Below are 19718 nucleotides of genomic sequence, written 5' to 3'. Positions count from 1 at the left end.
TCGTCCCGGGTGCCCGGCCCGTCACCGGCCGGGCACCCGGGACAGGCGCGTCAGCGGGCGGTGATCCAGTAGCGCCGCTTCGGCACGCCGTACGGGACGGGGCGGACGTCCTCGAGGACGCCGCCGCACGCCTCGATGACCTTCGCCGACCCGAGGTTGTCGTCGTCGCAGGTCACCAGCACCTCCTCGACCCCGAGACCGGCCAGCCGCTCGACGGAGAGCCGGAGCATCTCGGTGGCGTACCCACGGCGGCGGTGCTCCGGGGCCACGCCGTAGCCGACGTGCCCCCCGAGGTCGTGCAGGAACGGGGTCAGGGAGTGCCGGATCGAGACGCGGCCGACCAGCACCCCGTCGACCTCGGCGACGAGGAAGTCCGCGCGCACGCGGTCCGGGGGCAGGTCGGTGCCATCGGCCTCGCGCGCGACCTGCGCGAGGATCTCGTCCCACGTGCCCTCGGCCAGCAGCACGTCGAAGTGCTCGGCGGCCATCTGCGCGTGCATCCGGCGCAGGGCGGCTTCGTCGTCGGGGCGGGGTGGGCGCAGGATCATCGGCACAGGGTCAGTCTGACGGGCGTCGGCCACGGGGTGCACGGCGTTTTTCCGCAGGTGCTCAGGGCACGGACCGCGAGGTGTGAGCGCCCCGGGCACGATGCGTGAGTGCCGGGACAGCGACGTGTGCGGGCCGAGGGCGGTTGCGAATCGCGGGGTGTCGGCGAAGCCGGATTCGCGCCCGCTGAACGTGATGCGATCACGGATGGCGTGAAATTCACGCCATCCGTGATCGCTTCACGCCGTGGTGACGCCGTTCCGTGCGTGCTGACACCCCGTGGCAAGACATCGTCGACCCGACGGCGAGGGCTCGGCGACAGCTCGGCGACGGCCCGCCCTGTGGACAGCAGCGGTAGCTTTCAGCGCGCCGTGCCGCCGTAGTGGGCGGCCAGCCGGCGCATCCCCTCGTCGAGGCTGACGGCGGGACGCCATCGCAGGTCGGCCCACGTGGCGCGCTGGTCGAACCAGTGCGCGGTGGACAGCTGCTCGGCGAGGAAGCGCGTCATCGGCGGCTCGTCGTCGCCCGGACGCACCCGCCACACGGCCTCGACCGCGCCGCCCGCGGCCCGGGCCAGCCCGGCCGACACCCGCCACCGCGGCGGCTCCACCCCGGCGGCCCGGCAGATGCCGGTGAGCAGGTCGGCCACGGGACGCGGCTCGCCGTTGGTGATCACGTAGGCCCGGCCGCGCACCGCGGACGGCTGGTCCGCCAACCGGTCCAGGGCCGCGACGATCCCGTCGGCAGCGTTGTCCAGGTAGGTCGTGTCGATGAGCGCCGCCCCGTGCCCGAGCAGCGGGAGGCGCCCGGACGACGCCCGGTCGATGACCCGCTCCACGAGCTGGGTGTCCCCCGGGCCCCACACGATGTGCGGCCGGACCGCCACGACACGCAGCCCGCGGCCGGCACCCGCCCGGTCCCGTCCCAGGGCCAGCAGCTCGGAGGCGGCCTTGGTCCGCGCGTACTCCCCACGAGCCCGGTCCGGGTCGGCCGGCCCGGCCCCCACGCCGACCAGCGACGTCCCGGTGTGCGCCACCGACGGCGAGGACACCTGCACGAACCGCTGCACCCCGGCCCGCTCGGCGGCGTCGAGCAGCGTGCGCGTGCCCTCGACGTTCACGGCGGTGAACTCGGCGGGGTCCCCGGCCAGCGAGACCTTCGCGGCCAGGTGCACGACGGCGTCGACCCCGTCCACCGCGGCGGCCACGACCGCCGGGTCGGTCACGGACCCGGCCACGTCCTCGGCGCCCGGCACGCCGGACGGGCGACGCTGCAGGGTGCGCACCGTCTCGCCCCGGGCGACCAGGGCGCGCGCCACCGCCGACCCCAGCAGCCCGGACGCGCCGGTGACCAGCACCGTCACGGCAGGGTCACCCGGCCGCCCGCCAGGATCCCGGCCGCCCAGTCCGCGAGCCGGGCGCGGTCGATCTTGGAGTTGTGCCGCACGTCCGTGGGCATCTCCGGCGCCAGCAGCACCGCCGCCAGGGGGACCGACGACACCGCGCGCACCGCGGCGTCCAGCCGTTCCGGGGCCCGCCCGGGGCGGGCCGACCCCGCTCCGGGGACCGGTTCGACGACGGCCACGGCCTGCTGCACCCCGGTGGGCCCGACGCCGACGACCGCCGCCCGCCGGACGCCGTCGGCCCGCTCGACCGCCTGCTCCGGGCCGACCGGCGCCAACGGTCCGGCCGGCGTCGTCAGCACGTGCGCGAGCCGCCCCTCGATCCACAGCCGCCCCGCGTCGTCCAGGTGGCCGACGTCGCCGGTGCGGTGCCAGTGCCCCGCGGGGGTGTCCCGCTCGGCGGCGACGTCGGTGAGCCAGCGCCGGTCGTATCGCTCCTTGAGGTGCGGGGCGCTGACCAGCACCTCGCCCAGCACGCCCGGCGCGTCCGACGGCGTGCCGGTGGCCGCGCCGTCGTCGTCCAGGGCGCTGACCAGCACCCGGCCGGCCCCGACGGGCCGTCCCACGCACACGCCCGCGTCCGGGGCGTCGGCGACCTCGTGGATGCCGTCGAGGGTGATGTCGGTGACCAGCAGGCACTCGGTCATCCCGTAGGGGGTGTGCGCCTCGGCGGCCGGCATCAGCGACCGGGCGGCCTCCAGCAGCTCGGCGCTGATCGGTGCGCCGGTGGACAGGAACGTCTGCACGCGGCCGAGCGCCTCCCGGTCGACGGCGGTGAGCCGGTCCGCGGTGTCGACGACGTGCAGGATCCCCGCCGGGGACAGGAAGACCATCCGGGCGTCGGCGGCCTTCACGGCGTCGGCGACCGCGCGGGCGGTGAGCGTGCGCGGGGCGGAGACGTCCATGTCCGGTGTGACCGACCGCGTACCGAGCGCCGGGCCGAGCAGCGCGAAGGGCGCGAACCCCGTGACCAGCCCTGTCTCGGGGCCGACGGCGAAGTGCGTGGCCAGGGCGTCGCGCAGCGCGGACAGCCGACGGTGCGTGTACAGCACACCCTTGGCCGGCCCCGTGGAACCGGAGGTGAACAGCACCGCCGCGTCGTCGTCCGGCCCGGGCTCGGGCGGCAGGTCCACGCCCTCGCCGGTGCGCGCGACGTCGATCAGCTCGTGCTCCACCCCGAGCACGCGGCGTCGCACCGGGTCCAGGGGATCGACGGCGATCCGCACCCCCGGCCAGCCCATCGTGCGAGCGGCCGCGAGCGCCGTCGTCTCCCCGAGGAGGTACTGCGGCCAGGCGCCGCGCTGGGCCCGGGTCAGCCCGCGCACACCCAGCCCGGCGTCGGCCACGACGACCACGGCACCGATGCGCAGGCACGCGTACACCAGGGCCGTGAGGGTGGGTCCGGGCCGGACCAGCAGGGAGACACGGTCGCCGCGGCGCACCCCGATCTCGTGCAGCCCGGCGGCGATGCGCCGCACCTGCCGGTCGAGCGCCTGCCAGCTCACGCGGCGACCCGCACCGGTGGTCGTCAGGTCGAGGACGGCCGGCTCGGTGCGCGACGCCGGGTCCGCGGCGCGCTCGTCCAGCCCGGCCCACATCGGCCGGAACGCTGGAACGCCGGCGGCGGTCGAACCCGAAGCCGACGCGGTGTCGGGGGACGACGCGCGCGTGGGCGTCATCCCCGAAGTGGAGGGCCCCCCGGGGCCCGTGAACGCGTCCGCGCGCGCGTCGTCCCCCGACACCGCCGATCCCAACCAGCGCAGCACGGTCGGCGCGTAGTCGACGTCCTCGGCGATCAGGTGCCCGGCGTCCTCGAACCGGTGCACGCTCGCCCGCGGCAGCCGGTGGACGAGGTCGTCGAGGTAGCGGTCGGAGAACACCGGGTCCCGCGCCCCCCACAGCAGCAGGGCCGGGACGTCGAGCCGGCGCACCCCGTCGGCGATGCGGTCCAGCTCGGGGCGGCTGACGTGCTCCGGCGAGGCGGGGATGTCGGCGACGAACTGCTCGATGCCGGCCCGGTCGTCGGCGGCGCGGTAGGGCAGCCGGTAGGCGTCCGCGACGTCGCGGGCCAGCCGGGGGCGGGCCAGGCCGAGCGTCGTCTCCAGGAACGCCCGGGTGGTCCGGGTGCCCCACCGGTGGACCCCCCGGGCCAGGGCGAGCCGCAGCGGAGCGGGGATCGCGGCGTCGTCGGGCTGGTGCACGGCGGTGTTGAGCAGCACGACGCCGGCGAGCCGGTCGGGGTGGTCGACCGCCCAGCCGAGGGAGACGACACCGCCCCAGTCGTGCCCGAGGGTGACGACCGGACCCTCCAGGTCCAGGTCGGCGGTGAGGGCCGACAGGTCGGCGACACGGTCGGCCAGGGTGCGGTGTCGGCCGGTGCGGGCGGACAGCCCCATCTCGAGCTGGTCGACGGCCACGACGCGCCAGGCGCCCTGCACGCCGTCCGGGTACTCCCCGACCGCCGCGGCCGCCTCGATCGCCCGGTCGGTGGCCGTCTCCAGGAGGTCGCGCCACAGGTAGGACCAGGTGGGGTTGCCGTGCACGGCCAGCACGGTGCCGACCGGGCGGATGCCGTGCGCGGACAGCTCGGCGCCGTTGTCCAGGTAGTGCCAGTCGCCGCGGACGTGGCTGAACCGGGCGAGGCCGGGCAGTCCCGGCGGGACGGTGCTGGCGGGCCGGGGCGTCACCAGGCCAGCTCCAGCATCGCGGTGTTGATGCCGGAGCCGACCCCCATGAGCAGCACCCGGTCGCCGGCGCCGAGGGTCTCCGCCTCCTGGGCGAGCGTGATCGGCACCGAGGCGGGTCCCACGTTGCCGAGGGTGGGATAGGTGGTGGGGACCCGCGCGCGGTCCAGGCCGACGGCCTCGACGATGGCGCGGGTGTGCACCCGGGACACCTGGTGGGTGACGTAGCGGTCCATGGCCTCCCAGTCCCACTCGGGGATGGCGTCCTTCCAGGCGTCGACGACTAGCTCCAGGCCGCCCTCGAGCAGCCCCTCGGCGTCGGTGAACATGCCCTCCGGGCTGCCGATGCACAGGCGGTGGTGCTGGGTGGCGGCGCGGGTCACCCCGCCGAGGACCCGGTGCCCCTCGGGGTGGGCGTCGGCCGGGCCGAGCACCGCGGCGGCCGCCCCGGACCCCAGCGTCAGGGAGGCGAACTCCTCCATGAAGCCCTCGCGACCGCGGTCCTGGGTGAGCAGCCGGTCGACGGTGGTGCGCTGGATGTCGTCGGCGTCCTCGCCGTTGACGATCACGGCGTACCGGATCTGACCCGACTCGATCATGCCGGCGGCGAGCGACATGCCGTTGATGAACCCGAGGCACGCGTTCGCTACGTCGAAGTTCACCGCCGAGCTCGGCAGCCCGAGGCCGTGGTGCAGCCCCACGGCCACCGACGGCTCCAGGTGCTTGCGGGTCACCGAGGTGTTGATGAGCAGGCCGACCTCGTCGGGTTCGACCCCGGCCAGCTCGAGGGCCTCCCGCCCCGCCGCGACGGTGGCGGAGTCCGCGTCCTCCCCGGGAGCCCAGTTGCGCCGCTCCTCGACCCCGGCGACCCGCTCGAGCAGGTTGCTCGGCAGCCGCAGACGCTTCAGGGCGGGCGCCAGGCGTTCCTGGATCGCGGACGACGTCGTGACGAGGGACGGCAGCCGCCGGGTCACGGACAGCAGCGCGACGTCGGCGAACCGGGTGGTGGCGTTTCCAGTCACACGAGCTCCAGACATCCGGACGCCCGCGCGACGCCGGAACGACGACAAGTCACCGGACCGGCGCGTGACGGTCGGCCGGGGCGTCCCGCAGGACACCCGTTGTTGAGAGTAGGACGGTCGGGCGGCGCCCGCCGTTCCGCCCGGCCGCTGTGTCGCACACCACCGGTGGACGAAACGCCCCAGACCGGGGCGAGTCGGGACGGCGCCGGCCGGGCGGCAGTCTCCCCGGCCACCCGTAGTCTGGTCGGGTGCCCGAGACACCCGCCGCCCTCCCGCCGTTCGCCTCCGACAACTACGCCGGCACCCACCCGGACGTGCTGGCCGCCGTCGCCGCGGCCAACGACGGGTTCAGCGTCGCGTACGGCGACGACCCGTGGACCGCGCGACTCGACGAGCGCACCGCCGAGGTGTTCGGCCCCGGGGCGCTCGCGTTCCCGCTGACCAACGGGACCGGTGCGAACGTCGTCTCCCTCATGGCGCTGTCCGAGCGGTGGGGCGGCGTCGTCGCCTCCGACCTCGCGCACGCCAACACCGACGAGAACGGCGCCCCCGAACGCGTGGGCGGGCTGAAGATCCTCCCCTGCCCGTCCACGGACGGGCGGATCACGCCCGACGACGTCGCCCGCTGGGCCGGGCAGCGCCACGACGTGCACCGCGCCCACCCCGGCGTGCTGACGCTGACGCAGTCGACCGAGCTCGGCACCGTCTACTCCGTCGACGCGACGCGTGCCCTCGTCGAGGCGGCCCACGGGCTCGGCATGGCCGTGCACGTGGACGGCTCCCGGCTCGCCAACGCCGCCGCTTCCCTCGACTGCTCGTTGGGCGCCCTGACCCGTGACCTCGGGGTGGACGTGCTCTCGTTCGGCGCCGCCAAGAACGGCGGCATGATCGGGGAGGCCGTCGTCGTCCTCGCCCCCGAGGACGCCCCGCAGGTGCCCGGGTCCGGGTACGACGGCGCGGCCCGGCGTCGCGCCGCGGCCGACGCGGTGCCCTACCTGCGCAAGGCCACGATGCAGCTCGTCTCCAAGACCCGCTACGTCTCCGCCCAGCTCCTGGCCCTGCTCGGCGAACCCGGCGAGCCGGTCGACGCCGCGGACGGGTCGGCAGCACCGCTGTGGCACCGCAACGCGGCGCACGCCAACGCGATGGCCCGGCGCCTGCGGGACGGGCTCGGGGCCGCCGACGTGCTCGACGTGACGCCGGGACCGGCCGGGACCGAACCGGACGAGCTCGTGGTGCCCCAGGGGATCCGGGTGACCCGGCCGGTCGAGGCGAACGCCGTCTTCGCCACGCTGCCGCGCGAGGCGGCCGACCGGCTGCGCGAGCGGAGCCGGTTCTACGACTGGGCGGCCGGCGAGACCCCGGACCGCGTCGAGGTGCGGTGGATGTGCTCGTGGGACACCCCGGCCGACGCGGTCGACACCTTCGTCGCGGCCGTCGCCGCGGAGCTGTCCTGACCCGGGACGGCGCGCCTCGGGTCGATTCGGCCTCCGGCACCGACCGGGGTTAACGTCGTGCCGACGGGTCGCGACGGTGCGGTCCGGACCGCACACCAGGCCGAGGAGGCGTCATGACCGACGGGGGCACCACCGGACACACCGCCACCGCGTCCACGCACATCGCCGAACCCCCCGAGCGGGTCTGGGCCGAGCTGATGCACCCCGGCGCGCGCTGGATGCTGGGCGCCAACATCGAGACCGACTTCCGCCCGGGCAGCCCCGTCACCTTCGAGGGGCACTTCTTCGGCCGCCAGTTCACCGACAAGGGCCGGATCATCGCCGTCGAGCGCCCGCGGCTGCTGCACTTCACGCACTTCTCCCCGCTCGGCGAGCGGCCGGACGTGCCCGAGAGCTACCACGAGATCCGCATCACGCTGGAGCCCGACGACGGCGGCACCCGCGTCGAGGTGGTCCAGGCGAACATCGACACGGCGGAGCACGCCGCCCGGTCCGAGCAGCACTGGTGCCAGGCGCTGGCGACCCTCGCCCACCGCGACACCGCCCCGACAGCGGGGTCATGACCCCCACCTCCCGGTGGACGACGGCCGTCCTGACGACGGCCGTGCTCGCCCTGGCCGCCTGCAGCACGCCCGGCACGACCCCCACCCCCAGCGCGGGCCCCTGGGAGTCGAGCGCGGGGCCGACGCCGTCCGGCACGCCGTCCGCGAGCCCCCGACCGAGCCCGTCGCCCACGCCGTCGGCGTCGAGCACGCCCGGTGCCGCGGCGGAGGGCAGGACCGACGCCGACGACCCCCTGGCCGGGATGTCGCTGGAGGAGAAGGTCGGTCAGCTGCTCGTGGTCGGCGCGCCGGTCGCCGAGGGGGGCGTGCACGCCCCCACGCGGACCGCCGTCGTCGACCACCACGTCGGCAACGTGTTCCTGCACGGCCGCAGCGAGGCGGGGCTCGCCGCGACCCGCGAGCTGGTCGACGCCTACCGGGCGCTCGCGCCGTCGTCGGCCCCGCCGATGCTGGTGGCGACCGACCAGGAGGGCGGCGCGGTCCAGGTGCTCCGCGGGGCCGGGTTCTCCGAGATCCCGGCGGCCACCCGGCAGGCGACCTGGCCGCGCGCCCGGCTGGAGCGCCTCGCGACCCGTTGGGGCACCGAGCTCGCCGACGCGGGGGTCGACCTCAACCTGGCGCCGGTGATGGATCTCGTCCCGGCGGGCAACCAGCAGGCGAACGCCCCGATCGGCTACTTCTCGCGCAACTACGGGAACACGGCCCGGTCCGTGGTCGACGGGGCCACGGCCTTCTCGGCCGGCATGCAGTCCGCGGGGGTCGAGCCGGTGATCAAGCACTTCCCGGGGCTGGGCCGGGTCACCGAGAACACCGACACCACCGCGTCCGTCGTGGACGACACCATCACCGCCGGGTCGAAGGACGTCGAGGTGTTCGCCGCCGGGATCGACGCCGGGGCGCGGTTCGTCATGCTGTCCAACGCGGTCTACACACGGATCGACCCGGACCAGCAGGCCACGTTCTCCCCCGCCGTCGTGGCGATCCTGCGGGACGACCTCGCGTTCGACGGCGTCGTCATCACCGACGACGTCTCCGCGGCGGCCGCCGTGGACGACGTGGCCCCGGCCGACCGGGCCGTCGCCGCCGTCGAGGCCGGCGTGGACCTCGTGCTGGCCTCCGCCGACCCCTCCGTCGTGCCCGCGATGGCCGACGCCCTCGTGGAGCGGGCCCGCGCGGACGAGGAGTTCGCGGCGCAGGTGGACACCGCCGTCGAGCGGGTGCTCGCCGCCAAGGCCGACCTGCCGGACTGACGCGCGCTCAGTCCTCGTCGGCCAGACCCAGGACGTCCAGCGTCCAGGCGTGCTCGAAGGCGATCTCCTCCCAGCGCGCGTAGCGGCCCGAGACGCCGCCGTGGCCGGCGGACATCTCGATCTTCAGCAGCGCCGGGGCGCCGGCGGCCCGCAGCCGGGCCACCCACTTCGCGGGCTCGACGTACAGCACGCGGGTGTCGTGCAACGACGTCACCGCCAGGATGCGCGGGTAGTGGGAGGCGTCGTCGGGCACGTTCTCGTACGGGCTGTACGAGCGCATGTAGGCGTAGACCTCGGCGTCGGCCAGCGGGTTGCCCCACTCCTCCCACTCGACCACCGTCAGCGGCAGCGACGGGTCCAGGATCGAGGTCAGCGCGTCGACGAACGGCACGCCCGCCAGCACGCCGGCGAACAGCTCCGGCGCCAGGTTCGTCACCGCGCCCATGAGCAGCCCGCCGGCGCTGCCGCCGTCGGCCACCATGCGCTCCGGGCTCGTCCACCCGGCGTCGACCAGGTGGCGGGCGCAGGCGACGAAGTCCGTGAACGTGTTGCGCTTGTGCTCCAGCCGCCCGCCCTCGTACCAGGCGCGGCCCAGCTCGCCGCCACCGCGGACGTGGGCCACGGCGAAGACGACGCCCCGGTCCAGCAGCGACAGCCGCGGCACCGAGAAGAACGGGTCGACGCTGATCTCGTAGGCGCCGTAGCCGTACAGCAGCAGCGGCGCCGGGTCCGCCCCGGTCCCGGCGGAGTCCAGCGTCACGGCGTCCCGCTTCCACACCAGCGAGATCGGGACGCGCGTGCCGTCCTCGGCGGTCGCCCATGCGCGCTGCTGGGCGTAGTCGGTGGGCTCGTAGCCGCCCAGCACCGGCTGCTGGCGGCGCACGAGGCGCTCCCCGGTGGCCAGGTCGACGTCGAGCACCGTGGCCGGCGTGACGAACGACGTGTACTCCACCCGGACCAGCGGCGCCGCGAACTCGGGCGTCTCGCCCGGCGCGGCGGAGAAGAGGGCCTCGGGGAAGTCCAGCTCGCGGGGCGTCCACGGGGCGTCCGGCGCGAGGGTCGCCAGCGTGACGACGGCGACCCGCGGGGTCGCGTCCCGGCGCACGCCCAGCACGACGTGGTCGGCGAACGCGTCCACCGACTCCAGACGGACCCCGGGGTCGTGGGCCACGACGACGGTCGCGTCCGCCGGGTCCAGGCCGTCGGCCCCGCCGTCGTCGTGCCCGTCGTGGCGCGGCGGCACGTCCGTGACCGCCAGCTCGAAGTTCTGCGCCCCGTCGTTGTGCAGCACCAGCAGGGCGTCGCCCCGGCCGGGCAGGACGGCGTGCTCGACCGTGTACTCGACGCCCTCGCGCCGCCGCCAGACGGGCCGGAACGCGCCGGTCGGGTCGTCGGTCTCGAGCAGCCAGCACTCGCCGGTCATCTTCGAGCCGAGCTCGATCTGCAGGTACTGCTGGGAGCGGGACAGCCCGACCCCCACCCAGAACCGCTCGTCCGGCTCGTGGAAGACCTGGACGTCGTCGGCCACCGGGGTGCCGACCTCGTGCCGCCAGATCGTGCACGGCCGCCACGCGTCGTCGACGGTCGGGTAGAACACGTACCGCCCGTCGGGGGTGATGACGGCGCCCGGGAACGTCCCGTCGATCTCGTCCGGCAGGTCGGTCCCGGTGCTCAGGTCGCGCACCCGCAGCGTGTAACGCTCGTCGCCGGTGGTGTCGACCGCGTGGACGAGCCGGTCACCCCGCGGGGCCACCGCGAACGACCCGAGCGAGAAGAAGTCGTGCCCGGCCGCCGCCTCGTTCTGGTCGAGCAGCACCTGCTCGCCGGCGGGCACCTGCCCCGGCTCGAGGACCGGCGGCGTCCAGTCCTCGGGGTCGGTCACCGGCACGCGCGCGTGCACCGGGTACTGCTCGCCCTCGGTGAAGCGCACGTAGTACCAGTGCCCACCCAGGCGGGTCGGGACCGACAGGTCGGTCTCGAGCGTGCGGTCCTTGATCTCGCCGACGATGCGTTCGCGCAACGGCCGCAGCCCGGCGAGCTGGTCCTGGGTCCAGGAGTTCTCGGCCTCCAGGTGCGCGAGCACCTCGGGGTCCTCCTTGGCGCGCAACCACTCGTAGTCGTCGACGAAGGAGTGGCCGTGGTGGCTCCGGGTGGTGGGTCGGCGGTCGGCGGCCGGCGGGGTGCCGGGCTCGGGCAGGCCTGCGGTGGCGGCGTCGTCGTGCACCCGGCCAGCGTACGTGTCCGGCCGCCGTGTCCCCGGTGCGGGCTCTCGCCGGTACCCGCCGCGGACGCCGTGACGGGTGCAGGGCCCGTCAGCATCGCTTGGCCACGGCGGTCGGCACGCCGCACACGGTTGATCACGTCTCGGCAACAGTTTTTCTGCTCCCCGAGGCCGAATCGGCCCGTCGTGGCGGTTCTGCCCGCCTCCACAGGCGTCTCGGAGGCGCCGGTGTGACCTACAAGTGTCATCCAGGTCACACCACGCGGCTACACTGCCCGGCACGCTCGCACCACGAGATCGTCAACAGGGCCTTCAGCGTCACTGCATGGCTGTCGAGGGGTGCAGCGCAGTCCCGGGTGGACCCGGGCGCACGACCCTGACCCACCGGAGGACTCGTCCGATGACAGCGGACCGACTCGACCTCGCGAGGAGGACCCGGCGCGCGATCGCCGCCGTCGCTCTCGCGTTGCTACCGGCGATGCTCGTCGCGCACCCCGCGACCGCAAGCACCGACGACGCCACCTGCCAGCCCGACAACGAGACGGCCTGCGTGGCCGGCATGGTCCTGACCGCCGACAACGACCACGTCGCGGGTGTGGAGCTGCTCGTGACCGGCGAAGGGTTCACGGCGGACCTGATCACGACGGACGAGCGGCCCGTGGCGGTCGCCGTGCCGGAGGTCGGGCGCTACGTCGTGGCCATCGACCCCTCGACGCTCCCCGACGACCAGCAGCTGCCCGAGGGCGCCGAGCTCGAGAGAGAGGTCGTCGCCCAGACCGGGGCCACGGCCCGCGCCGCCTTCCGGGTCGGCAGCGGTGCCGAGGCACCCGCGGCGCCGTCGGAGACCGCCGAGGACACCGAGGGCGCCACGACGGCGCCGGAGGGCGGCGACGAAGGCGTGGGCGCCGCCCCGGAGGGCGACGCCTCCCAGCGCGACTTCAACTGGGGTCAGCTGTGGCAGCAGATCGGCTCCGGGCTGCGGTTCGGGCTCCTGCTGGCCCTGGCCTCCATCGGCCTCAACCTCGTGTTCGGCACGACCGGGTTGTCGAACTTCGCCCACGGCGAGCAGTTCGCCCTCGGCGCCGCGCTCGGCTTCCTCACCATCAACGTGATGGGCATGCCGATCTGGCTCGGCGGCATCCTCACGATCGCGGTGTGCGGCATGACGGGCTGGGCCCAGGACGCCGGGATCTGGCGTCCGCTGCGCAAGCGCAACGTGCCGGTCATGCAGCTCATGATCGTCTCGATCGGCCTCTCGATCACGCTGCAGTACGTCATCCAGCTGCTGATCGGCGGTGGCTCCGAGCGGATCCTGTCGTCCAACCCGCGACCGATCACGATCGTCGGCATCACCCTCAGCGCCGCCTCGTGGATCTCCATGCTGGTCGCCCTGGTGTGCGTGCTCGGCATCGCCTGGTTCCTCACCCGGACCCGGATCGGCCGCGCCACCCGTGCCGTGTCGGACAACCCGGCGCTGGCCTCGGCGACCGGCATCGACCCCGACAAGATCATCCGCCTCGTGTGGGTCATGGCCACCGGGTTCGCCGCGCTGGCCGGCCTGATGTGGGGCACCTCGTTCGGCTCCTTCAACTGGCAGCTCGGCATCCAGCTCCTGCTGCTCATGTTCGCGGCCGTCACCCTCGGAGGCCTGGGCACCGCGCTCGGGGCGTTCGTCGGATCGCTGCTCATCGGCCAGGTCGTCGAGCTGTCGAACCTCGTCATCCCCAGCGACCTGCGCTACGCGTCGGCCCTGGTGATCCTCATCCTCGTGCTCCTGTTCCGGCCGCAGGGCATCCTCGGCCGCCGCGAGCGGGTCGGCTGAAAGGAGTCACACCATGGAAGAGTTCCTGCGCATCCTCACGCAGTCGGCGGGCGAGATCCTCGCCCCGACCACGGCGGCCTTCGCGATCGCCGCGATCGGCCTCAACCTGCACTTCGGGTACACCGGACTGCTCAACATGGGCCAGGCCGGCTTCATGCTCCTGGGCGCCTACGGGTTCGGCATCACGCTGACCCTCGGCGGCCCGATCTGGCTCGCCTTCCTCATCGCGATCGCCGCCGGCGTCCTGTTCGCGCTCCTGCTGGGCATGCCCACGCTGCAGCTCCGGGGCGACTACCTGGCGATCGTGACCATCTCCGCCGCGGAGATCGTCCGATGGTTCGGCCGGTCCACCCTCTGGCAGGAGTGGACCGGCGGCGCCTCCGGTCTGCAGGGCCGCTACTACAAGGACCCGTTCCACGCGCTGTCGTTCCTGCCGGAGGGCCGCTTCGCCCTCGGCCCGTTCGAGTACATCAACACCGGGTCGGACTCCTGGTTCACCCGCATCTTCGCCTGGGGCCTCGTCGCGCTGGTGCTGATCTTCGTCTGGCTCATCACGCGCAGCCCCTGGGGCCGCGTGCTCAAGGGCATCCGTGAGGACGAGGACGCCGTGCGGGCGCTCGGCAAGAGCGTCTACTCGTACAAGCTGCAGGCCCTCGTGCTCGGCGGGGCGATCGGCGCGCTGGCCGGCGTGGTCTACGCGATACCCCTGGCGATCTCCCCCGACTCGATGGGCGGGCGCACCATGACGTTCTTCGTCTGGACCGTCCTGCTGCTCGGTGGTGCCGCGACCGTCTTCGGTCCGGTGCTCGGGTCGATGATCTTCTTCACCGCCTACATGTTCATGCGCACCGGGATGCGCGCCCTGTCCGAGGACACCGCCGTCGGCACCGTCATCTCCACCACCCAGGTGGAGTACATCGGCGGCATGCTCGTGGGCATCACCCTGATGTGCCTGGTGATCTTCCGGCCACAGGGCATCCTCGGGAACAAGAAGGAGCTGGCGTTCAATGTCCGTTGACGAGACGACGACGGCCCGCAGCACGTCGCTGGCGGACGTCGCCCACGAGCCCGGGGCGGCCAAGCCCGACCCGATCCTCGTCGCCGACCACGTCGTGCGGCGGTTCGGCGGCATGACGGCGGTCGACGTCGACCACCTGGAGGTCCAGGAGGGCGTCATCACCGCCCTCATCGGGCCGAACGGTGCCGGCAAGACCACGTTCTTCAACCTGCTCACCGGGTTCGACACCCCGAACACCGGCGAATGGACCTTCCAGGGACGGTCGCTGTCCGGCAAGAGCGGTGCCGCGGTCGCCAAGGCGGGTGTGGTCCGCACCTTCCAGCTGACCAAGGCGCTGGGACGCCTCACCGTGCTGCAGAACATGCTGCTGGCCTCCCGGGACAACCCCGGGGAGAACCTGTGGCTGTCCTGGCTGCCGTTCCTGTGGAAGAAGCACGAGGCCGACTCCACCGAGAAGGCCATGGAGATCCTCGCCCGGTTCAAGCTGGACACGAAGGCGAACGACTACGCCGGCTCGCTGTCCGGCGGTCAGCGCAAGCTGCTCGAGATGGCCCGCGCGCTGATGACCGACCCGACGATGATCATGCTCGACGAGCCCATGGCGGGCGTGAACCCGGCGCTCGTCCAGTCCCTGCTCGGGCACGTCCAGGCGCTGCGCGACGAGGGCATGACCGTGCTGTTCGTCGAGCACGACATGCACGCCGTCCGGCACATCAGCGACTGGGTCGTGGTCATGGCCGAGGGCCGGATCGTGGCCGAGGGGCCGCCCAGCAGCGTGATGAAGGACGAGGCCGTGGTGGACGCCTACCTCGGCGCCCACCACGACACCGACCTCGGTGACGACTCGCTGCTCGACCCGGCGGTCCTCGCCCGGTACGAGGCCGAGGAGGAGGAACGATGAGCCAGACCACCACCGCTCCGCGGGAGACGCCGATCGACGACGTCCCCACGGAGGATCTCCTGCTCCACGCCGACAACCTCGTGGCCGGCTACCTGCCCGGGGTGAACATCCTCAACGAATGCTCGCTCAAGGTCCGTCAGGGTGAGCTCGTCGGGATCATCGGCCCCAACGGCGCCGGGAAGTCGACGCTGCTCAAGGCCCTGTTCGGCCTGGTGAAGATCCACTCGGGCACCGTCACGCTGCAGGGCAAGGACATCACCGGGATGAAGGCCAACAAGCTGGTCGCCCAGGGTGTCGGGTACGTGCCGCAGAACAACAACGTGTTCCCCTCGCTGACGGTCGAGGAGAACATGCGGATGGGCACATTCCTCAAGCCGAAGATCTTCAGCGAGCGCTGGCAGTTCATCGGCGACCTGTTCCCCGTGCTGCACGACCGCCGCGCCCAGCGGGCCGGCGCCATGTCGGGTGGTGAGCGTCAGATGGTCGCGATGGCCCGGGCGCTCATGATGAACCCGTCGGTGCTGCTGCTCGACGAGCCGTCCGCCGGCCTGTCGCCGGTGCGCCAGGACGAGACGTTCCTGCGCACCCGCATGATCAACAAGGCCGGCGTCTCTGTGATCATGGTCGAGCAGAACGCCCGTCGCTGCCTGCAGATCTGCGACCGCGGCTACGTGCTCGACCAGGGCACCGACGCCTACTCCGGCCCCGGGCGCGAGCTGCTCAACGACCCGAAGGTCATCTCGCTCTACCTGGGCACGCTGGCCGAGGACGTCGAGGAGGCCGACCAGGCCCGGGAGGCAGATCAGGCCCGGGAGGCCGACCAGCTGCCGGAGAGCGACGCGACGGACCAGGCCGAGCGCACGGACGTCGCCGAGCCGGCCACGGAGACCCCGCGGGCCTCCCGGGACGGGGAGGCCTGAGGGGGGGACCACTCCCCGGCGAGTCAGGGCGGTCCTGCGCGACTCAGGACGGCCCTGCGCGACTCAGGACGGCCCTGCGCGAGTCAGGACGGCCCTGCGCGACTCAGGACGGCCCTGCGCGAGTCAGGAGTCCTGACGGATGAGTGAGGACGGCGGGCGTCCGGGTTTACCCGGGCGCCCGCCGTCGCCGTCCTCCGTCGAGAACCCGTGTTCGGAGCGCATGGTCGCCCGTCGGTCGACCGCGGGTCAGGACGCATGACGGCCCGGGACCGCCTCCGCCCGGATCCGCCGTCAGGAAGCGCGGCCGACGGCGGCGCTCCGGCGACGTCCCAGCCGTCGGTAGTACGCCTCGCGCATGGACGCTCCCGGGTCGTACCGATCGGCCAGGTCGTCCCAGCCCAGCCGCACCAGTTCGACACCGGCCTCGGCGATCTCGGCGTGGCGTCGCTCCTGACGCCGCAGCACCTCGATCGGCACACCGAAGGACCCTCCCGAGTACTTCACGGCACCGTCGAACTCGACACCCACGCCGATCTCCGGCCAACCGAAGTCGACGAACCGCGTGCCCGACGTCGTCGCCACCTCCATCTGGCACTCGGGCCGGGGCAGGCCGTCGTCGATGGCGATCAACCGCGCGACCGTCTCGCCGGGGGATCCCGATCGTGGGTCGCAGACGTCGAGGAGCCGGCGTGCCTGGATCATTCCGCGCTTGCCCGCCGAGGCCGTCATGATCCGCGAGACCTCCCTCGGGTCGGCGCCGCGGCGAAACAGGGAATCGGCCACCACGAGCGCTCCCTCCGGCGACAACGTCCGCAGACAGTCCACGAGCGTCCGCTCGGGCGAAGTCACCGGAACGCCCTCGATCAGGCCCTGTTCCCGGGTCGGCAGGCACGTGAAGTGCCGCCGCACCGTCGGCTCCGCCGTCAGGGAGACCCGCGGCTTCACGACGTGCGTGACATGGACGAGCGCAGGGGTCGCATAGGTCCACGCACCGTGCAGCATCGCGGCGGTCGCATGACTGAACCAGATGCGGCTGCGCGACGAGCTCACCAGCGCCCGGACACCCGCCAGGACGGCCTCGGCGTGCTCGGTGTCGCCGTGGCCGGTCGGCGTCATGACGCCGCGGTCCGACCTCAAGGCTCCTTGCGCCACCTGGGCCGCGATGCGGTCGCGGTCCGCACGGGAGAGGTCCACCGCTCGAGGGACCGTCGGTGGGCACGCCCGGTCGGCTGACAGCATGGTGCGCAGCGGTGAGCCGGGCACCGCCATCGTCGACAGGATCTGCTCGAGGCGGTGGATGGCGGGGAGGTGCGGTGGATCGCTCATGCGACGAGGCTCGCGCGACACGGCCCGCGGAGGGCGGGTCGTGCGGGCCTTCGGTGGACGAACGGCGCTGTGGACGACCGACAGCCCGCACTGCTGCTCAGGGGCGACGTGCGCTCCCGGGGGCTCCTGACCGGCCGGAACTCGTCCTGCCTCGCGGCACAGCACCCTGACCCGCCGGGCAGCACCCTGACCCGCGGCGGAGCGCGAACGCCGAGGGGCAGCTTGTGGACGACGACGGCCCGGTCCCCTCCGCAGAGGAGACCGGGCCGTCGTCAGCAGACCGGGATGAACATCCCGGCAGGCTCGACCGGGGCGTCAGCCGCCGATCTGGCCCTCGATCTGCCGCACGTAGGTGTACGTGTTGTCGTCGCCGTACTCGTAGATGCCGATGAACGCGGACGACGGGTCGTTGTCCTCGTTCAGCGGGCCGGTGCCCGACGGACCGGTGTAGTCGATCTCCTCACCGGCCTCGAGCGCCTCGACGCCCTCGGCGAAGGTGGTGACCTCGGTGCCGCCCTCGGCGCCGGAGACGGCCGCGATGTTCTCGGAGATCGTCACGCCGTCGGTACCCTCGCCCCGCACGGCGGCCAGGGCCGCCAGGATGGTGGCGTCGTACGACTCGGCCGCGTAGGAGTACCCGTCGAGGGACGAACCCTCGTTCTCCTCGTGCCAGGTGTTCAGGCGCTCCTTGAAGTCGTCCTCGGCCTGCGCACCGGGCAGCGTGCCCTGGACGCCGGCGAGGGTGCCCTCGTCGAAGTCACCGCTCCAGTCGGACAGGTTGCCGTCCGTGAAGTAGGTGGTGCCGTCGAAGTCCCAGCCCTGGGCGACGAGCTCGTTCACCGCGGCCACGGTCTCCTCGAAGGCGATGACCACGAGGGCGTCCGGGTCGGTGCCCAGCGCCGCGGAGACCTGCGAACCGAAGTTCGTCTCACCGGGCGGGAACTCCTCGCCGGCGCCGTTGGCGCCGTAGACGACCGTGCCACCGCCGGCCTCGATCGCGCTCTGGGTGTGGTCGCGCAGACCGGTGCCGTAGGCGTCGTTGAGGACGATCATGGCGACGTCCTGGTGGCCGCCGTCGAGGATCAGCGAGCCCAGCGCGGCGCCCTGGACGGTGTCCGGCGGGGCGGTGCGCGTGTAGAAGTCTCCGTAGCCCGACAGGTCGGCGGCGGTGTTCGCCGGCGAGATCTGCATCACCTGGGCCTCGGCGAAGACGTCGACCACACCGAGGGAGACCGACGACGACGCAGCGCCGATGACGGCGTCCGCACCCTTGGAGATGAGGTCCGTGGCGGTCGAGTTCGCGACCGTCAGGTCGGTGTTGTCACCGGAGTCGCCCCACTCGACCTCGACGTCGCTGCCGAGCACGCCGCCGGCCTCGTTGATGTCCTGGATGGCCAGACCGACGCCGGCGATCTCGGGCGGGCCGAGGAAGGACAGCGTGCCGGTCACCGGGAGGATGGTGCCGATGGTCAGGGGGTCGGCCGACCCTTCGTCCATCGACTCCTCGGAGGTGTCCGCGGCCTCGTCGGCCGAGTCGTCGGAGCCGCAGGCCGTCAGGCCCAGGCTGAGCGCCGCGGCGAGGGCGAGGCCCTTCGCGGCCGTCATGCGTCGAGTCATGAGTTTCCCTTTCGGGGTCGGGCGTGCCACGGCACTCAATGCCGCATGTAGTGGCGCTGAAACTAGTCCTCATGTGTGACATACATGTGTCAGATCCGTCACTCTCGACAGATCGTGACGAACCTGTGATCTGGCTCACCCCGGCGACATCGGCCTGCCGGCCTGCCGGATTCCGCAGGATTCCGGGCGAACAGCATGGTCACGGTGCTGCCGACCTCCCCACCACCACCGTCACGGCACCGCCCGCGTCGAGGCGGCCGCCCCGTCCGGGACCGGACCACGGGAGCTCACACCGGGTACAGATCGACTCACGGGGCACCCGAGCCGGGGTCAGGACCGGCCTTCGGACGCCGTCGCGGGTGATGTTCGGGACAATCGGACCGAGAATCTCGCCGATGTGCTGGTGCGAGGACTTCCGCTCGCGTACCGTTAGGGCCGTTGCAGTGTCTTGCTCGTACCGGACGGACCCCCGTCCTGCGTCGGGAGGCGGGGTCGTTCAGGATTGACCCCGGCGCACCGGCGGACCTTGGTTCCACAAGAGTTTGACGACGAACACCGTGATGCGCGGTCCCCGACAGGCGGGGGCTGCGAGCTCTTGAAGGAGTACCCATGGCCACCGGAACCGTGAAGTGGTTCAACAGCGAGAAGGGCTACGGCTTCATCGCTCCCGAGGACGGCACCGCTGACGTGTTCGTCCACTTCTCCGCGATCCAGACGCAGGGCTACCGCAGCCTGGACGAGGAGCAGAAGGTCGAGTTCGACGTCACGCAGGGCCCGAAGGGTCCGCAGGCGGAGAACGTTCGCCCGCTCTGATCTCTCGTCCGCGTGCTTCCTGACGGCGGCACGCACCAGAGACTCGCACGGCCCGCACTCGCTGCCTCACGGCGGCGGGTGCGGGCCGTTGTCGTCTCCAGGGACCGCCCGCCCCACCCGGTTCCCCCGGGAACCCCGGGGGACCACGAACCGTTC

14 protein-coding genes and 1 pseudogene are annotated in these 19718 nt (G+C 73.1%); 8 read left to right on the top strand and 7 right to left on the bottom strand.

The features are described from left to right. Nucleotides 1–50: 50 nt before the first annotated feature. The 4 genes from Q6347_RS01890 to Q6347_RS01875 form a co-directional block, all read right to left on the bottom strand. On the bottom strand, nt 51–548 hold the full coding sequence (locus Q6347_RS01890; protein WP_369810791.1) for a GNAT family N-acetyltransferase: 498 nt from the start codon (nt 546–548) through the stop codon (nt 51–53). Nucleotides 549–907: 359 nt separating this feature from the next. Beyond that, nucleotides 908–1909, bottom strand: coding sequence for an NAD(P)-dependent oxidoreductase (locus tag Q6347_RS01885; RefSeq protein WP_304606502.1), 1002 nt, complete (start codon nt 1907–1909; stop codon nt 908–910). Further along, the gene (locus tag Q6347_RS01880; protein WP_304606501.1) at nt 1906–4635 is read right to left on the bottom strand and encodes an alpha/beta fold hydrolase; all 2730 of its coding nucleotides are present in this window, start codon (nt 4633–4635) and stop codon (nt 1906–1908) included. The genes Q6347_RS01885 and Q6347_RS01880 overlap by 4 nt, the downstream gene beginning before the upstream one ends. Continuing rightward, nucleotides 4632–5654, bottom strand: a complete 1023-nt coding sequence (locus Q6347_RS01875) for a 3-oxoacyl-ACP synthase III (protein WP_304602889.1) — start codon at nt 5652–5654, stop codon at nt 4632–4634. The genes Q6347_RS01880 and Q6347_RS01875 overlap by 4 nt, the downstream gene beginning before the upstream one ends. Before the next feature lie 248 nt (nt 5655–5902). Here Q6347_RS01875 and Q6347_RS01870 point away from each other — a divergent pair, with 248 nt between their 5' ends. From Q6347_RS01870 to Q6347_RS01860, 3 genes are all read left to right on the top strand, one after another. Next, nucleotides 5903–7111, top strand: a complete 1209-nt coding sequence (locus tag Q6347_RS01870) for a low specificity L-threonine aldolase (protein WP_304606500.1) — start codon at nt 5903–5905, stop codon at nt 7109–7111. A 113-nt stretch (nt 7112–7224) separates the two neighbouring features. Further along, nucleotides 7225–7674, top strand: coding sequence for an SRPBCC family protein (locus Q6347_RS01865; protein ID WP_304602891.1), 450 nt, complete (start codon nt 7225–7227; stop codon nt 7672–7674). Continuing rightward, complete coding sequence (locus Q6347_RS01860; protein WP_304606499.1) at nt 7671–8924, top strand: glycoside hydrolase family 3 N-terminal domain-containing protein; 1254 nt, start codon at nt 7671–7673, stop codon at nt 8922–8924. Before Q6347_RS01865 ends, Q6347_RS01860 begins: the two co-directional genes overlap by 4 nt. Nucleotides 8925–8931: 7 nt before the next feature. On the opposite strand, the gene Q6347_RS01855 is transcribed toward Q6347_RS01860, so the two are convergent. Then, nucleotides 8932–11148 carry a S9 family peptidase gene (locus Q6347_RS01855; protein ID WP_304606498.1) on the bottom strand — a complete coding sequence of 739 codons (2217 nt, stop codon included), beginning with the start codon at nt 11146–11148 and terminating at the stop codon, nt 8932–8934. Between the two features lie 397 nt (nt 11149–11545). Here Q6347_RS01855 and Q6347_RS01850 point away from each other — a divergent pair, with 397 nt between their 5' ends. From Q6347_RS01850 to Q6347_RS01835, 4 genes and pseudogenes are all read left to right on the top strand, one after another. Then, nucleotides 11546–12967, top strand: a complete 1422-nt coding sequence (locus Q6347_RS01850) for a branched-chain amino acid ABC transporter permease (protein ID WP_304606497.1) — start codon at nt 11546–11548, stop codon at nt 12965–12967. 13 nt (nt 12968–12980) lie between these two features. Continuing rightward, the gene (locus Q6347_RS01845; RefSeq protein ID WP_304606496.1) at nt 12981–13985 is read left to right on the top strand and encodes a branched-chain amino acid ABC transporter permease; all 1005 of its coding nucleotides are present in this window, start codon (nt 12981–12983) and stop codon (nt 13983–13985) included. Continuing rightward, a complete protein-coding gene (locus Q6347_RS01840; protein WP_171246090.1) occupies nt 13975–14886 on the top strand; it encodes an ABC transporter ATP-binding protein in 912 nt (303 codons plus the stop codon). Before Q6347_RS01845 ends, Q6347_RS01840 begins: the two co-directional genes overlap by 11 nt. Then, nucleotides 14883–15659, top strand: a pseudogene (locus Q6347_RS01835) (ABC transporter ATP-binding protein); the annotation flags it as partial. The gene Q6347_RS01840 and the pseudogene Q6347_RS01835, both read left to right, overlap by 4 nt. 438 nt (nt 15660–16097) lie before the next feature. Here Q6347_RS01835 and Q6347_RS01830 read toward each other — a convergent pair. Then, complete coding sequence (locus Q6347_RS01830) at nt 16098–17132, bottom strand: hypothetical protein (RefSeq protein WP_304606495.1); 1035 nt, start codon at nt 17130–17132, stop codon at nt 16098–16100. Between the two features lie 315 nt (nt 17133–17447). Next, nucleotides 17448–18749 carry an ABC transporter substrate-binding protein gene (locus Q6347_RS01825; protein WP_304602897.1) on the bottom strand — a complete coding sequence of 434 codons (1302 nt, stop codon included), beginning with the start codon at nt 18747–18749 and terminating at the stop codon, nt 17448–17450. Nucleotides 18750–19358: 609 nt separating this feature from the next. On the opposite strand from Q6347_RS01825, the gene Q6347_RS01820 reads away from it, so the two are divergent. Beyond that, the gene (locus tag Q6347_RS01820; protein ID WP_171246087.1) at nt 19359–19562 is read left to right on the top strand and encodes a cold-shock protein; all 204 of its coding nucleotides are present in this window, start codon (nt 19359–19361) and stop codon (nt 19560–19562) included. Nucleotides 19563–19718 lie beyond the last annotated feature (156 nt).

This window comes from Isoptericola sp. b408 (genome assembly GCF_030588085.1).
Classification (GTDB): domain Bacteria; phylum Actinomycetota; class Actinomycetes; order Actinomycetales; family Cellulomonadaceae; genus Isoptericola; species Isoptericola sediminis.
Note: the sequence above shows the minus strand (reverse complement) of the source record. Positions and strands in the feature narration are given on the sequence as shown.